This is a genomic window from Kitasatospora sp. NPDC088779, from assembly GCF_040685395.1.
Lineage (GTDB): Bacteria > Actinomycetota > Actinomycetes > Streptomycetales > Streptomycetaceae > Kitasatospora.
Map to the genome: position 1 here is coordinate 25028 of NZ_JBFBHW010000024.1, position 15160 is coordinate 40187.

Consider the following 15160-nt stretch of genomic DNA (forward strand, 5'->3'; position numbering starts at 1 on the left):
TCGCCGGTGGGCCGCTGACCAGCCCTGATCCGCCGCACATCATATGATCACCGCCCCTCCCGGGCCGAGGGGGCGGAAGAGTCGAGGCGGCGGAGGAGCCGGAGGAAGGGAGAGGGCGCGAGGAGCGCAGGGGCGCGCACCCGAACGCGGCGCGCCGTCCCGGCCGAGTCCACGCCTCCCGCCCTTCTCCACGCCCCGGTCACAGCGGCCCGCGCCCCTGGGAGTGATCTCATATCCGGGATAGCATCGCGAATATGGGAATCGAGACGGCCGTCGACGAGCGGCTCGCCAACCGGCTCGCCGAATTGAGGCTGGAACGGGGCTGGACGCTGGAGGAACTGGCCCGGCTGGCGGACGTCAGCCGTTCGACGCTGTCGCGCGTCGAACGGGCCGAGGTCAGCCCGACCGCCGCGCTGCTCGGGCGGCTCTGCGCCGTCTACGGGCGGACCATGTCCCGGCTGCTCGCCGAGGTCGAGTCGGCGCCGGCCCGGCTGGTGCGGGCCGCGGACCAGCGGATCTGGCGGGACGAGACCACCGGCTTCGTCCGCCGCTCCGTCTCCCCGCCGCACGGCTCGCTGCGCGCCGAGATCGTCGAGGGCCGGCTGCCCGCCGGCGCCGACATCGCCTACGACCGCCCCTGCCTGGCGGACCTGGAACACCACCTGTGGGTGTTCGAGGGGGTGTTGGAGCTCACCGTCGACGGCGAGCGGCACCTGCTCGGCCCCGGCGACTGCCTGCGCTACGTCTCCGGGACCAGCCGCTTCCGCGCCCCCGGCCCGGACGACGCCCGGTACGCCCTGGTGGTGGTGGAACCGTGAGGCGCCCGAAGACCCGGATAGCCGCCGGGCCCCGCGAGCGCTTCGACGCCGCCGGGCGCCGCGTCCTGCTGGTCTGCGTCGCCGGCGGCTTCACCACGCTGCTCGACCAGTCCGTCCTCAACACCTCCATCCCGGCCCTGCGCGAGAGCCTGCACGCCCAACCCGCCCACCTCCAGTGGATCGTGGCCGGCTACTCGCTCGCCTTCGGCCTGGCACTGATCCCCGGCGGGCGGCTGGGCGACGTCAGGGGCCGCAAGTGGTTCTTCGTCACCGGCCTCACCCTGTTCACCCTGGTCAGCCTGGTCTCGGCGACCGCCACCGCGCCCGAGGTGCTGATCGCCGCCCGGCTGCTCCAGGGCGTGGGCGCCGGACTGGTCAACTCGCAGATGATCGGCACCCTCCAGGACGTGTTCGACGGCCAACTACGGGCCCGCGCCCTCGGCATGTACGCCGTCACGGGCGGGCTGGCCTTCGCGCTCGGCCCGCCGATCGGCGGCGCGGTCCTGGCGGCGGCCGGCCCCGAGCACGGCTGGCGGCTGACCTTCCTGCTCAACGTGCCGTTCGGCCTGGCCACCGTCGCGCTGGCGGTGCGTCACCTGCCCAGGCCGCGCCCGAGTGCCCGGCACGCCGACCTCGACCTGGTCGGCCTGCTGCTGGTCGCCGCGCTCACCCTCGCCCTGATGCTGCCGTTCGTCCAACCGCCGGGCTGGACCGGCTGGCTGGCCTTCGCCGCCGTCGCCGTCCTGCTGCTCGGCGCCCTCGCCTGGTGGCAGCGCCGCTACGCCCGCTCCGGCGGCCACCCGCTGATCCACCCGGCACTCACCCGCTCCGCGCCGTACGCGCTTGGCACCGCGACCGCGATGGCCCAGTTCGGCTCCTCGCTCGCCGCCGGACTGGTGCTCACCATGTTCCTCCAGGACGGCCTCGGGCTCTCCCCGATGGGCGCCGCACTCGTTGCGCTGCCCTCGGCGGTGGCCATGGGCGTCGCCTCCGCGCTGGCCTGGCGGGTGGTGCAGCGCTTCGGGCGGCGCACCATCACCGCGGGCATGACCGGCTCCGCCCTGGTCATGCTGGCGAGCGGACTCGTCGCGCACTGGGCGCCCGCGGCCGTCCTGCCCTGGCTGCTGGCGCTGCTGCAACTGTTCGGCGGCGCCTCGATCGGCGTGATGGGCGCCACCAACCAGGCGTACGTGCTGCGCCACGCGCCCGCCGAGGCGGCCGGGGTGAGCGGGGCCATCCTGCAGATGGCCCAGCGGATCGCGGCGGCGGTCGCGGTCTCGGCGCTGTCCGGCGTCTACCTGCGGCAGACCGCCGGGGGCGGCGACCACCGCTCCGCCTACCTGGCCACCAGCGTGGTGTGCGCGGCGGTCGCCGCCCTCGCCGTCCTGGCCTCGGTGTTCGCCGGCCGGCGGGCGGCCCGGGAGGCGACCGGCGAGCCCGTCGCGGTGAGCCGTGGGCGAACAGCGGTCCGTTAGCGCAGGCCCGCACGTACGGTGGCGGGCATGACCGAGAACCGGATCGTGGACCTGCCCGAGGTGGCGCTCGCCTACCGCGAGAGCGGCCCGCCGGACGGCCCGGCGCTGGTGCTGCTGCACGCCCTCGGGGAGCGCGCCACGGACTGGGACGTCGTCCTGCCAGAGCTCGCCCCCAGGCACCGCGTGTACGCGCTCGACCTGCGCGGCCACGGCGACAGCGGCCGCACCGCCCGGTACGGCCTGGAGGAGATGCGCGACGACGTGCTCGCCTTCCTCGACGCGCTCGGCCTGGCGCGGGTCGACCTGGTCGGCCACTCGATGGGCGGCGTGGTCGGCTACCTGGTCGCCCAGGCCCGGCCGGAGCGGATCGGCCGTCTGGTCCTGGAGGACATCCCGGCACCGCACCCGCGCCCGGCCGGCGCGGTGCCGGACGCGCCGGAGGAGCCGGTGCACTTCGACTGGGCCGTGGTGAAGGCCGTCAAGGCGCAGGTCGACACCCCCGACCCGGCCTGGCTGGCGGGGATGGCCGGGATCACCGCCCGCACCCTGGTGGTCGCGGGTGGCTCGGCGAGCCACGTCCCGCAGGAGCGGCTCGCCGAGCTCGACCGGCTGATCCCGGACTGCCGGATGGTCACCATCGAGGCCGGGCACCTCGTGCACAGTGCCCGGCCCGTCGAGTTCGTTGCCGCGGTGGCGCCGTTCCTGTCCGCCTGACCCGGGCGTCCTGACCCGGGCGTCCTGACCCGGGCGTCCTGATGCGGGCGTCCTGACGCGCGGGCTCCGTTCGGGCCCGGTGCCCCCGGTCAGACGCCGAACTCGGCCGGCAGCCGGCCGGCGCGCACCGCCGCGACCAGGTCGGCGTGGTCGGCCTCGGTCCGGTCCGCGTACGCGACGGCGAAGGCGGCGACCGCCTCGTCCAGCGCCTCGCTCCTGCCGCAGTAGCCGGCCAGCAGGCCGGGGTCGGCGGTGTGCGCGTGCGCCCGGGCCAGCAGGGCGCCGGTGATCCGCGCGTAGTCGTCCAGTTGGCCCGGCAGCAGCGCGGCCGGGTCGACGCTGCCCTTGCGGTTGCGGAACTGCCGGACCTGGTAGGGGAGTCCGTCCACCGTCGTCCAGCCCAGCAGGGTGTCACTGACCACCTGCATGTGCTTCTGCCCGAGCACCACCCGGCGGCCCTCGTGGCCGTCCTGACCGGCCACCGGGTGGCCCGCGCGCTCCAGGTACGGCAGCAGCACGGACGGTCGGGCCTCCTTCACCTGGAGCACCAGCGGCTGGTCCCGGTGGTCGGTGAGCAGCACCACGTACGAGCGGGTGCCGACGCTGCCGGTGCCCACCACCCGGAACGCCACGTCCTGCACCCGGTAGCGGGACAGCAGGGTGCGCACCTCGGCGGGCACCGTCGCCACGTACGGGCCGAGCGACTGCGCGACGGCCCGCGCGGTCGCGTCGGTCACCTCGGTGAGCACCGGCGGAGCGGCCGTGAACCGCCGTCCGCCGTCCGCCGTACGGGCGGTGCTGCGGGCGGCGAACCTGGCGCTGGTGTTGCCCAGCGCCTTCGCGCCGACCTTGCGCAGCACCTCGGCCAGGTCGTGCGCCTCGGTGAAGGAGACCAACTGCTCGTCCGCGACGGCGTTCCAGGCGTCCAGCGCGGGCAGCTTGGCGAGCGTGCGCATCGTCCGGCGGTAGGAGCCGGCCGCGTGCTGGGCGGCCTCCCGGGCGGTGGTCTCGTCGGCCCCGGTCTCGCGGCCGGCCAGCACCAGGCTCGCGGCCAGCCGCTTGAGGTCCCACTCCCACGGGCCGGGCACGGTCTCGTCGAAGTCGTTGATGTCCATCACCAGTTGCCCGCGGGCGTCCCCGTACAGCCCGAAGTTGGCGGCGTGCGCGTCCCCGCACAGCTGGGCGCCGACCCCGGTGTCCGGGGTGCCCGCCAGGTCGGCGGCCATCAGTCCGGCCGAACCGCGCAGGAACGCGAACGGCGTGGCGGCCATCCGCCCCACCCGGATCGGCACCAACGCGGCGATCCGGCCCGCGTTGGACGCCTCGATCGCCTCGACGGCCGTCGGCCGCTCGGGCCCGGGCGAGAACTCCGCGTGCCGTTCCCGGGGGATGCGCCCGCGCAGCGCCTTCCCCCGTTCCCGCGCCCGCCCGCCCCGCCCCGACGCGAACCCGGCCACCGCGAACGCCCGCCGCCCCTGCGGCGCAGCTCCGTCCACACCGGCCACGGCCCCGTCCGCCACCTCGGTCACCTCGGTCACCTGCGTCACCGTTCCCCACCCGTCCCTTCCGGCTCCCACTCGCCCGCGACCTGCGCGAACGGCTTGCAGGGGGAGTGACGTCCGACATCTGACGACGGTTCCTGAGCCCGCCGGACGCGGGACGGCCGGCGAGCAGTCGGCGGAGGTCTCCGGAGGTCTTCGGAGGTCTGCGGAGGCGGGAAGGGCGTCCGCCCGTATCCTCGGGGCACGGCCCGCCGTGGAGGCCGGGCGTGGAGCTGGTCGGGACCGGGGGGCAGCGGTGAGCGACGGGGGGAGAGCCCGGCGGGGCAGGCCCACGGTGAACGACGTGGCGGCGCTGGCGGGCGTGTCGATGGCGACGGTGTCGCGCGTGCTGGCGGGCGACTACCCGGTGGCCGGGGCCACCCGGGAGCGGGTGCTGCGCGCGGTGCGCGACCTCGACTACGTCGTCAACGCGCAGGCGCGGGCGCTGGCCGGCCGGCGGTCCCGGACGGTGGCGATCCTGCTGGGCAACCTCGCGGCGCCCTTCCACAACCGGGTCGCCCACGGCGTGGAGCGGCAGGCGGTGGACGAGGGCTGCCTCTGCCTGGTGGCGGCGACCGACGACGACCCCGACCGCGAACTGACGCTGGTCGAGGAGATGCGGGCGCGCGACGTCGAGGCCGTCGTGCTGGTGGGCGGGGTGGAGGACAGCCCGGGGTACCGCTCCCGGATCGCCCGGTTGGCGCGCATCCTGGACGCGGCCGGCTCCCGGCTGGTGCTCTGCGGCCGGCCGGCCCCGGGGGAGGAGCTGCCGCTGACGGCCGTGCACTACGACAACGCGGGCGGCGCGCGGGCGGCCGTCGACCACCTGCTGGCGCTGGGCCACCGGCGGATCCTCTTCCTCGGCGGACCGGCCGCGACCACCACCACCCGGGAGCGCCTCGCCGGGTACGAGGCCGCGCTGGCGGCCCACGGCCTGCGCCGCCCGGCCGAACTGACGGTGGAGGGGTGTCACACCCGGGACGGGGCTCGGGCCTGGCTGCGCCGCCGCCTGGCCCAGGGGCCGCCGGACTTCTCGGCGGTCTTCGCGCACGACGACGACGTGGCGGCCGTCGTGCTGACGGTCCTGCGGGAGCACGGGATCGCCGTGCCCGGACAGGTCTCGGTGGTCGGCTTCAACGACCTGCCCGGGGCCGAGGACCTCAGGCCCGGCCTGACCACCGTGCGCATCCCGCACCTCGACCTCGGCCGCACGGCGCTGCGCCTCGCGCTGCACCGCCCCGGCCCCGAGCCGCAGCGGGCCGTCCTCGCCACCGAGCTGGTGCCCCGCGGGTCGACGGGGCCGGTCGGGTAGCCGGCCCTCCGGTCACGGGCCCGTGCCGGAAGCGTTGTCCTCGCGATAGAAAGCGCTTACTCTCCGGTCAGACAAGGGAGTTCGCGAGGAAGGACGGCCCGATGGACAGCTCGTGGACGGAGACCGGTGGCCCGGCGGCGATACCGGTCCTGAGCAGGCGCGGACTGCTCAGGACCAGCGCCGCCGCCACCGCCGCGGCGGCCGCGTGGTGGCTCGGCGGGCCCACCGAGGCCCGGGCCGCCGACGGCTACGACGCGATGCGCGCGGCCTGGTCCGAGCAGCTGGCCGGCACCGGGTACGACCCGGCCGCGCCGCCGTTCGCCCGCGCGCTCACCGCGCTGGGCGACCAGGCGCGGGGCCACCAGGCCGCGTTGAGCCCGCAGTCCGGGTCGCTCTGGCCCGACCTGCCGGTCGGCTCGGCCTCCGCCGCCGTCACGTCGACGGTCGGGCGGCTTCGGCTCATGGCCCTGGCCCTCACCCGGCCGGCCACCGGCTCGACGGGCGATCCCGGCCTCGGCGCCGCCGTCGCGACCGGCCTGGACTGGGTGCTCCAGCGCTCCTACACCGCCACCACCACGTCGTACGGGAACTGGTGGGACTGGCAGATCGGCGCCCCCCAGGCGCTGCTGGACGTGTGCGTGCTGCTCGGCGACCTCCTGACGGCCGAACGGGCGGCCGCGTGCGGTGCGGCCGTGGACCACTTCGTCCCGTCCACGGTGGTCGACAAGTACACCGGGACCAGCACCGGGGCCAACCGGGTGGACCTGTGCCGGGTGCTCGCGCTGCGCGGTGTCATCGGCCGCTCGGCGGCCCCGGTCGCCGCCGCGCAGCGGGGGCTGTCACCGGTGTTCCGCTATGTGACCACCGGCGACGGGATCTACGCCGACGGCAGCTTCGTCCAGCACACCTGGGTGCCGTACACCGGCAGCTACGGCGAGGTGCTGCTCGGCAGCCTGAGCCGGCTGCTGCGCCTGCTCGCCGGAACGCCCTGGGCCGTCACCGATCCCGCGCTGCGGAACGTCTTCACCGCCGTGGACCGGGGGTTCCTGCCGTTCCTCTTCAACGGCCTGGTGATGGACGGGGTTTCGGGCCGCGCCGTCAGCCGGGGCGTGCAGGCCGGCGACGCGCGGCGGGCCCGCCTGGACGACCACGTGCGCGGTCACGCCCTGCTCGGGGACGTCCTGCGGCTGGCCGACTCCGGGTCGGTGCCGGCCGCCCAGGCGGCGGCCTGGCGCGCCGCCGTGAAGGGCTCCCTCCAGCGCGACCAGGTGCTCCCCTACCTGTCCAACGTCCTCGCCGACATCCCCGAACTCGCCCGCGCACAGGCCCTCCTGGCGGACTCCGGCACCCGGGCGGCGGACGAGGGCACGGGCAGCCGGGTGTTCACCATGGACCGGGCCGTCCACCGCCGGCCCGGCTGGAGCGCGCAGCTCAGCCTGTCCTCGTCCCGGACCGCCTTCTACGAGTGCGGGAACGGCGAGAACCTGCGGGCCTGGCACAGCGGCAGCGGAATGCTCTACTGGTACGGCGGCGAGCAGGGCGACGAGCAGTACAGCGACTCCTTCTGGCCCACCGCCGACCCCTACCGGCTGCCCGGCACCACCGTGTCGACGCGCCCGCTGGCCGACGGGGCCGGCGGCGACTGGGGCCAGGCCCGCCCGGCGACCGCCTGGGCGGGCGGGGCGAGCGACGGCGACTGGTCGGTGGTCGGCCAGGACGTCCGGGGCCTCGGCTCCGCCCTGGTCGGGCGCAAGTCCTGGTTCTGCCTGGACGATTCGATCGTCTGCCTCGGCGCGGGCATCGGCTGCACCGACGGCGTCGCCGTCCGCACGACCGTCGACCACCGCAACCTCGGGGCCCGCGAAGATCGGGAGTTCGTGCTGGACGGCGTCCGCCAGCCCGCCGACCCCGGCTGGAGCCGGAGGGCCGACGGCGTCCGCTGGGCGGCGCTGGCCGGGTCGGGCGCCTGGGTGTTCCCCGACGGCGCCACCCTCGACCTCGCCCGCGAACGGCGGACCGGGGCGTGGGTCGACATCAACCGGGGCGGGGCGCCCGACCCGATCACCCGGACCTACCTGTCGATCGGCCTCGACCACGGCACCGACCCCGTCGACGGGACGTACCACTACGTGCTGATGCCCGGGGCCGGCCCGGACCAGGCGGCGGCCCGCGCGGCGGCCCCGACGGCCACCGTGCTCGCCAACACGGCCGACGCCCAGGCGATCAGCGTGCCCGGACTCGGACTCACCCTCGCCAACTTCTTCGCCCCCGGCACGGTCGGCCCGCTGACCGTCTCCGCCCCCTGCTCCGTCCTGCTCCGGGAGAACGGCGGCGACCTCTCCGTCGCCGTCGCCGACCCCACCCGGAAGGCGGCCACCGTCCAGCTGACGCTGGCGCGGGACGGCTACCGGCTCGCGAGCGGCGGCACCGGCATCACGGTGCTCTCGGACTCCGGGCCGCTGGCGCTGCGCTGCGCGGTGGCGGGCACCGGGGGAGCGAGCCTGTCGGCGGTGTTCCGGCGGGGCGCCGCCTTCCAGCGAGGCGCCGCCTGACGGGGCCGCCCGCCGAGGTCAGCGCACCGGGACGGGCCTCACTGGCCGACCCGCCCGTCGAGGCACTCGCGCAACAGGTCGGCGTGCCCGCAGTGACGGGCGTACTCGTCGATCCTGTGCACCAGCAGCTCTCGCACCGCGATGCCGTTCTTCCCCAGCCGCACGCCCAGATCGGGGTGTGCGGCCAGGGCGGCGTCGGTGGCGGCCTGTTCGCGGGCGAGGTCGGCGAAGGCCGCGTCGACCTCGGCCTGCTCGGCGACGGCTCCGTCGAAGTCCGCGTCCCGCCGGCCGTAGAGCTTCGGCAGCGGATCACCGTCGCTGATCCAGCCGCGCCAGTCCCGTTCCACTTCGGCGAGGTGCCGGACGAGGCCGAGCAGTGACATCGTCGACGGCGGGACGGAGCGGCGGGCCAGCTGCTCCGGTTCCAGGCCCTCGCACTTCATCCGCAGGGTGTGGCGGTAGTTCGTCAGGAAGTCGTTTAGAGTCGGGAGTTCGCCGTCCGGGCTGACTCCCTCGCTGTTGCGGGGGTCGTCGTCCGGGTCGGCCCACATGTCGGGGTAGACGGTCGCCTGGGTCCATCGCTCGGGTTGGTCGCTCATGCGGGCCATGTTCGTTCGTGCGGGCCCGAGCCGCCAGTGGGTTTCGCCGCGATGGTGGCGGCTCCTCAGAGCGTGGACGTGGGCGTGGGTGTCGGCGTGGGCGTGGGAGCGGCGGCCGGAGGCGGGGGGCCGGGGAGGGCGCTCGCGCGGGCGGCGAGGTCGGTGACGACGCCGGTGCAGCTGTCGCCCTCCTTCTGGTGGCCGCACACCTGCAAGGTGGTGTCGCCGGGGCTCGCGTCGACCATCACGGAGTAGTTGTCGTAGCCCCAGTGGATCAGGGCGGTCTCCTGCGAGCCGTGGTTGGTGGTGATGGTGGCGCTGTCCCCGGGGGAGCCGTCGGTGATCCCCGACCAGGCGGCCCGGCAGCGCGGGCTGTAGTGGACGTAGAGGACCACCTTGCCCACGTTGCCGGTCAGCAGGGTGCGCTGGTCGACGTCGCACCGCATGTCCTGGGGGTCCTTGCCCGCGCAGCCGACGCCCTCGCAGAGCGGCGCGGACCCGGCGGCCGTCGTCGCCGCCGTCTTCGGCGGGAGCGTCGCCGCCGATGCCGTGCCGTTGCCGCCGTGCGGGCCGCGCAGGTACAGGGCCGCGAACAGGATGAGCACGGCGGCGACGGCGGCTCCCACGCCGGCCGCCGGCCGCCGCCACGGGGCGGGCCGCGGTGAGGCGGGGGCGGCGTCGGGCGCTTCGGCCGCCGGCTCGGGCACCTCGGCGGGCGGTGCGGGTACGGGCGCGGGTACGGGCTGGGGCTCGGGGGCCTCGGCGGGCGGTGCGGGTACGGGCGCGGGGGCTTCGGCCGGCGCGGGCGCGGCCTCGGGGGAGAGCGCCTCGTCCGCGTCGCGCGCGGCCTCGGCCTTCCGCAGCAGGGAGGTGAGCAGATCGGCGTCGCACTCGACCGTGGCGATCAGGCCGGCCAGGGCCTGCGGGGTGATCAGGCGCTTCCCGTTCAGCCAGCGCTCCCAGGAGGCCTTGCTGAGGTAGGTCCTCTTCCCGAGTTCGGCCAGTGAGATCTGGTGCGCGTCCTTGACCGCGCGCAGCTCCTCGGCCAGACGCCGAGCGGGTTCCGAAAGATCGTCAGGGAGCGGCTTCCAGGACTGGCTCATCGCGGGTACCTCGGGCGGGTCGGTGGAGGATGCAAACTGATCCACTTTCGGATGATCAGTCTAATCGGTCGACCTCTCTCGGCCACCGCCCGCTTCCCCGAGCGCCGCGCCCTGCGGCGCGCCCACCCGGGGCCCGCGTCCCGGACACCGTCTCACGATGCCTCCGCCCCGGCGTCCCAAGGTGCAGCTCCGGGCCGTGGGACGACCTCGGACCGTCTCAGAACCGCCGAAGACGCTCGAAGATCGGCGGAGAATCCCGCAGAGTGGGCCGCGCCTTGGCCGGCACGCCGGCAGGCTCCCGGCCCGGGCACGGTCACAGTACAGAGCAACGGGGGAGAAGCCACATGGACCGCCACCACGCGTCGTACACCACGTCTCCAGCCCCTGCCGACGAACTCGCCAGGGAGCTCCGGTCGCTGAAGTCCGAGTCGGGCCTGACGTACGCCCGGATCAGCGAACGCACCCACTACGCGAAGTCCTCCTGGGAGCGGTGGGTGAACGGCAAGCAGTTCCCGCCGCGCGACGCCGTGGAGAGCATCGCCTCCGTCTGCGCCGGCGACACCGACCGGCTGCTCGACCTGTGGCGCCGGGCGGACGGCTGCCGCGCCGCGGGCGCACCGGTCGGCGCACCGCCGGACACCGCCGTGCCGCCGGCACCCGGGCCGACGGGGACCCACCGCTGTCGGACGGCCCTGCTGCGGCCGCTGATCGCCCTCGTGCTGGTGCTGGCGGCGGGCCTGGTGCTGGCCGTCACCGGCCGCCGGCCGTCCCGGCCGGACAGGACCTTGGGCTGACCACGACGACGCCCCCGCGGACGCAACGGATCCGCGGGGGCGTCGGGTGGTCCGGGCCAGGGCCGGCGGGCACGGGGTCAGGCGACCAGCCGGCTCCAGGTGCGGGCGTCCACCACCCCGTCGGCGGGCAGTCCGGCCGAGGTCTGGAAGGCCGTCACCGCGGACCGGGTGCCGGGGCCGAACGCGCCGTCCACGCCCACCTGGATGCCGTGCGCGACCAACTGGTTCTGCACGGCCAGCACCGCGCCGCCCGAGGCGCCGTCGGCGAGGGGCGCGACCGCCTGGCTCCACGTCTGGTTGCCCGCGATCCCGTCCGCGGTGGCGTGCGTGAGGTTCTGGAAGGCCGTGACGGCGCTCTGCGTGGCGGGCCCGTACGCTCCGTCGACGGTCAGGCTCGCGCCGTGCTGCACCAGCAGGTACTGGAGGGTCCGCACCGTCTCGCCCGAGGCCCCGCCGGTGAGCACCGGCCACACGGGCCCGGTCGGGTCTCCTCCGATGCGGGCCGCGACGTCGCGGCGCAGCTGCGGGATCAGCGCGTACAGGCGGTCACCGGGGCACTCGGTGTTGTTGAAGTCCCGGTGCCCGTAGATCTGGTAGGCCCGCAGCCCGTACTGGCGGCAGATGTAGGTGATCAGGTCGACCAGCGCCGCGTACTGCTCGCCGCGCGGGTCGACGGTGGTGTAGGTGCCCTCGTTCTCGATGCCGATCGCCACCGTGTTCTGCGCCGTGCAGTGGGCGGACTCGACGTGCTGGGCGCCGCCGCGCAGCGTGGACAGGCTGTTGTGGCGGCCCTCCAGGACGTACGCGCCGCGGCTGATGGTGAAGTGCTGCCCGGTGTCGATCCAGCCCTCGGAGTCCATCTGGTACGTCTGCATCGACCGGGCCAGCGAGAACGCGGCCGCCTGCGAGTAGTCCGTCACGTTGGGGGTCGCGGTGTGGTGCACGATCACCTTGTCCGGCACCCCGGCCAGGACGTTGACGGGGATGCTGGAGGGCCGGGCGCCCCACGCGGCCGTGTCGGCGACCGTCGGCCCGTCGGCGGCTCGTGCCACCCCGGCGGGCAGGGCGGACGCGAGCAGGGCACCGCCGCCGACCGCGAGGGCGCCGGTCAGGAAGGAGCGGCGACCGGGGCGGGGCGGGGTGAAGTCGGGGTACATGAACGGGGCCACCTGTTCCTTGGCGGGCTGGCGGGCTGGCGGGCGGGTCCGGGCGGGTCCGGGCGGGTCCGGGCGGGTCCGCGGGCGGTCCGCGGTCCGCACCGGTCGGACCGGTCGGCCGCCACGCTAGGAGCGCGGAGGCCCGGTCCACCATGGCTTCGCCGTCCCTCCCCCGTCCCGGGACGCCGCAGCCCGGGGCGGGAGACGCGAGGGTGCGTTCCTCGGGGCGCCTTCGCGCACCCGGCGCCGATCGCCTACCATCGCGGTCGGCCGCGTCGAGCGACGGGCGGGGCGACGGGCAAGGGCGATCCGAGAGGCGCGGAGCATGGGCGACGAGCGCGGCTACCTGCTGGACAACCGGCAGCGGGAGGCGGGTCGACGGTTCGAGGGCATCGCCGAACTGTTCGACCCGTGGACGCTGGAGCACCTGGACCGGCTGGGCCCGGCCGACGGGCACCACTGCTGGGAGGTGGGTGCGGGCGGCCCGGGGATCCCGCTGGCGCTGGCCGAGCGGGTCGGGCCGACCGGCCGGGTCCTGGCCAGCGACCTCGACACCAGCTGGCTGACCGGACTGCCCGCCGACCGCGTCGAGGTCCGCCGGCACGACGTCACCCGCGACCCGCTGCCCGACGAGCTGTTCGACCTGGTGCACGTCCGCCTGGTGCTGGTGCACCTGCCGGACCGGGCCGAGGTGCTGCGACGGCTGGCGTCGGCGGTCCGGCCCGGGGGCTGGCTGGTGGTGGAGGACGCGGACCCGGCCCTGCAACCGCTCGCCTGCCCGGACGAGCACGGACCGGACCAGGAGCTGGCGAACCGGGTGCGCCGGGCGTTCCGGGCCCGGCTCGCCGAGCGCGGCGCCGACCTCGCCTTCGGCCGCACCCTGCCCCGGCTGCTCCGCGAGGCGGGCCTGACGGACGTCGCCGCCGAGGCGTACTTCCCCGTCACCTCCCCGGCCTGCCGGGAGCTGGAGGCGGCGACGGTCCGTCAGCTCCGCGACCAGTTGGTCGGCCCCGGCCTCACCGCCGCCGACCTGGACCGGCACCTGGCCAACCTCCGCGACACCGAACTGGACGTGACCACCGCCCCGTTGATCACCTGCTGGGGCCGGCGCCGGTAGCCGACCACCGCGGGAACGCTCAGTCCCCGACCGGCCGGGTCGTCGAGGCGACGGCGTAGCCGGTGAGCAGGGCGGTCACGATGTCGGTGAGGCGGGGTTTCAGAACTCGGAGCTGGGGGCGTCCGTGACGGGGCCGAGGTCGGGTCGGTCGCGGAGGTCGAGGGCCTCGCCGTGGCGGGTGAGTTCGAGGAGGACGAGGGTGTTGGTGCCCGGGCGCCAGAGCGGGGCGGGGGCGTAGAGGGTGCGCTGCGGTCCCTCGTCGGTGTAGCGGCCGAGGAGGAAGCCGTTGAGCCAGAGCAGGCCGCGGCCCCAGCCGGGGAGGGCGAGGAAGGCGTCGGCGGGGGTGTCGAGGTCGGTCTCGAAGCGGTGGAAGGCCGGGTCGCCGTCGGTGGCGGTGGTGGCCGGGTCGAAGGCCAGGCCGCTCAGGTCGGTGAGGGGGAGCGGGCGGATCTCCCAGTCGTGGAGGCGCTGGCGTTCGTGCGAGACGCCGCGCCGGATGCCCTTGCGGTCGTCGAGTTGGGGGCCGTAGTTGGTGCGGCCGAGCGCCTCGACCAGGATGTCCAGGGTGGCGCCGGCCGGCGTGGTGGCCAGCGGGAGGGTGGCGCCGGGGTCGTTGCGGTCGAGGGTGCCGAGGGGGTTGCCGTCGGCGAAGACCTGGGCGCGGTCGCCGAGGCCGTCGACGCGCAGCGGCAGGGTGGGGCGGGGGCCGGGGACACGGGTGCGGTAGTGGATGAGGCCGAGTGACTGGCCGAGGTTCTCCATGGGTTCCGGGACGGGCCGGTGGTGGGGGGTGGCGAGCGCGTCGAGGGAGTCGAACAGGCGGGCCCGGCCGGTCCTGCGGTCGATGCGGCGCGGGGTCAGGCGGGGCGGCTCGGCGGGGAGTTCGCCGTCGGGCAGGGGGAGGTACCGGCCGATGACGTCGCGCAGGGCGTGGAACTTGGGGGTGAGCTCGCCGGCCTCGCCGATCGGGGCGTCGTAGTCGTAGCTGGTGGTGGTGGGCTCGTAGCCCGGGGTGTCGGGGCTGGTGCCGGTGTGGTTGGCGCCGGACCAGAGGCCGAAGTTGGTGCCGCCGTGGGCCATGTAGAGGTTGACGGAGGCTCCGGTGGCGAGGAGTGCGTCCAGGGAACGGGCGGTCTCCTCCGGGTCGCGGACGTGGTGGGGCCCGCCGACGCGGTCGAACCAGCCGATCCAGAACTCCATGGCGGCGAGCGGCCCCTTGGGCTGCTGGCGGCGCAGCACCTCGAAGCGCTCGGGGGCGCGGGAGCCGAAGGTCGCGGTGGCGAGCAGGCCGGGGATCGCGCCGCCCTGCTGCATGAAGTCCTCGGCGCCGTCGGCGGTGAACAGCAGGCAGTCCACGCCGCGCGCGAGGAGGCCGTCGCGCAGGTGGGCGAGGTAGGCGGCGTCGGTGCCGTAGCTGCCGTACTCGTTCTCGACCTGGACGGCCACGACGGGGCCGCCGCGGCTCGCCAGCAGCGGCACCAGCTCGGGCACGAGGGCGTCGAACCAGCCGTCCACGGCGGCCAGGAAGGCGGGGTCGGCGCAGCGCAGGCGCAGGCCGTCGACGGCGAGCAGCCGGGCGGGCAGGCCGCCGAACTCCCATTCGGCGCAGATGTAGGGGCCGGGCCGCAGGATGACGTCCAGTCCGTGCTGCTGGGCCAGCCGGACGAACCGGGCCACGTCCCGCCAGCCGGTGAAGTCGATCTCGCCGGTGGGAAGTTCGTGGAAGTTCCAGGGGATGTAGGTGTCCACGGTGTTGACGCCGAGGGCGCGCAGGCGGCACAGCCGGTCGTCCCAGAGCTCGGGGTGGACGCGGAAGTAGTGCAGGGCGCCGGCGACGATCCGGTGCGGGGCCCCGTTGCGGCGGAACCCGGAGTCGTCGTAGTCGAGTTCGATCGTTTCGATCATGGCGTGACCAGCTTTCGAGGGGGTGGCACGGGCTGCCAGGGTAGGGCAGGGCCGAACGGCGGACGCCCGACGG

The 15160-nt window shown here is 75.5% G+C and carries 12 protein-coding genes; 7 read left to right on the forward strand and 5 right to left on the reverse strand.

What is annotated here, in order from left to right:
* The first annotated feature begins 254 nt into the window (after nt 1-254).
* From AB0P03_RS22715 to AB0P03_RS22725, 3 genes are read left to right on the forward strand one after another with little or no spacing between them, the layout of a single operon-like run.
* Nucleotides 255-818, forward strand: coding sequence for an XRE family transcriptional regulator (locus tag AB0P03_RS22715; protein WP_363630482.1), 564 nt, complete (start codon nt 255-257; stop codon nt 816-818).
* Nucleotides 815-2293: an MFS transporter gene (locus AB0P03_RS22720; protein ID WP_363586484.1), complete on the forward strand. Its 1479-nt coding sequence runs from the start codon at nt 815-817 to the stop codon at nt 2291-2293. The genes AB0P03_RS22715 and AB0P03_RS22720 overlap by 4 nt, the downstream gene beginning before the upstream one ends.
* Nucleotides 2294-2320: 27 nt before the next feature.
* Nucleotides 2321-3007 carry an alpha/beta fold hydrolase gene (locus tag AB0P03_RS22725; protein WP_363586483.1) on the forward strand — a complete coding sequence of 229 codons (687 nt, stop codon included), beginning with the start codon at nt 2321-2323 and terminating at the stop codon, nt 3005-3007.
* A gap of 89 nt (nt 3008-3096) precedes the next feature.
* Here the strand turns inward: AB0P03_RS22725 and AB0P03_RS22730 are convergent, their stop codons facing one another.
* Complete coding sequence (locus AB0P03_RS22730; RefSeq protein WP_363586498.1) at nt 3097-4464, reverse strand: DUF2252 domain-containing protein; 1368 nt, start codon at nt 4462-4464, stop codon at nt 3097-3099.
* A 379-nt stretch (nt 4465-4843) separates the two neighbouring features.
* Between AB0P03_RS22730 and AB0P03_RS22735 the strand changes: the two genes are divergently transcribed.
* Nucleotides 4844-5860, forward strand: coding sequence for a LacI family DNA-binding transcriptional regulator (locus AB0P03_RS22735; protein ID WP_363586482.1), 1017 nt, complete (start codon nt 4844-4846; stop codon nt 5858-5860).
* A 101-nt stretch (nt 5861-5961) separates the two neighbouring features.
* Entirely contained in the window at nt 5962-8412 is a 2451-nt protein-coding gene (locus AB0P03_RS22740; protein ID WP_363630484.1) for a polysaccharide lyase 8 family protein, read from the forward strand.
* A gap of 38 nt (nt 8413-8450) precedes the next feature.
* Here the strand turns inward: AB0P03_RS22740 and AB0P03_RS22745 are convergent, their stop codons facing one another.
* Together AB0P03_RS22745 and AB0P03_RS22750 are read right to left on the reverse strand one after the other, a co-directional pair.
* Nucleotides 8451-9020, reverse strand: a complete 570-nt coding sequence (locus AB0P03_RS22745; protein ID WP_363630486.1) for a DUF664 domain-containing protein — start codon at nt 9018-9020, stop codon at nt 8451-8453.
* A gap of 56 nt (nt 9021-9076) precedes the next feature.
* Entirely contained in the window at nt 9077-10159 is a 1083-nt protein-coding gene (locus AB0P03_RS22750) for a DUF2690 domain-containing protein (protein ID WP_363630488.1), read from the reverse strand.
* 299 nt (nt 10160-10458) lie between these two features.
* Here AB0P03_RS22750 and AB0P03_RS22755 point away from each other — a divergent pair, with 299 nt between their 5' ends.
* Nucleotides 10459-10908: a helix-turn-helix transcriptional regulator gene (locus AB0P03_RS22755; protein WP_363630490.1), complete on the forward strand. Its 450-nt coding sequence runs from the start codon at nt 10459-10461 to the stop codon at nt 10906-10908.
* Between the two features lie 77 nt (nt 10909-10985).
* On the opposite strand, the gene AB0P03_RS22760 is transcribed toward AB0P03_RS22755, so the two are convergent.
* The gene (locus AB0P03_RS22760; RefSeq protein WP_363630492.1) at nt 10986-12077 is read right to left on the reverse strand and encodes an N-acetylmuramoyl-L-alanine amidase; all 1092 of its coding nucleotides are present in this window, start codon (nt 12075-12077) and stop codon (nt 10986-10988) included.
* Nucleotides 12078-12390: 313 nt separating this feature from the next.
* Here AB0P03_RS22760 and AB0P03_RS22765 point away from each other — a divergent pair, with 313 nt between their 5' ends.
* Nucleotides 12391-13182, forward strand: a complete 792-nt coding sequence (locus tag AB0P03_RS22765) for a methyltransferase domain-containing protein (RefSeq protein ID WP_363630494.1) — start codon at nt 12391-12393, stop codon at nt 13180-13182.
* Between the two features lie 99 nt (nt 13183-13281).
* On the opposite strand, the gene AB0P03_RS22770 is transcribed toward AB0P03_RS22765, so the two are convergent.
* Nucleotides 13282-15087: a beta-galactosidase gene (locus AB0P03_RS22770; protein WP_363630495.1), complete on the reverse strand. Its 1806-nt coding sequence runs from the start codon at nt 15085-15087 to the stop codon at nt 13282-13284.
* Between the last annotated feature and the right edge of the window lie 73 nt (nt 15088-15160).

Bases quoted from the DNA above. Each gene is read 5' to 3' on its own strand.
- AB0P03_RS22765 (WP_363630494.1), top strand. From the start codon at position 12,391: ATGGGCGACGAGCGCGGCTACCTGCTGGACAACCGGCAGCGGGAGGCG.
- AB0P03_RS22715 (WP_363630482.1), top strand. From the start codon at position 255: ATGGGAATCGAGACGGCCGTCGACGAGCGGCTCGCCAACCGGCTCGCC.
- AB0P03_RS22770 (WP_363630495.1), bottom strand. From the start codon at position 15,087: ATGATCGAAACGATCGAACTCGACTACGACGACTCCGGGTTCCGCCGC.
- AB0P03_RS22755 (WP_363630490.1), top strand. From the start codon at position 10,459: ATGGACCGCCACCACGCGTCGTACACCACGTCTCCAGCCCCTGCCGAC.
- AB0P03_RS22725 (WP_363586483.1), top strand. From the start codon at position 2,321: ATGACCGAGAACCGGATCGTGGACCTGCCCGAGGTGGCGCTCGCCTAC.
- AB0P03_RS22745 (WP_363630486.1), bottom strand. From the start codon at position 9,020: ATGGCCCGCATGAGCGACCAACCCGAGCGATGGACCCAGGCGACCGTC.
- AB0P03_RS22740 (WP_363630484.1), top strand. From the start codon at position 5,962: ATGGACAGCTCGTGGACGGAGACCGGTGGCCCGGCGGCGATACCGGTC.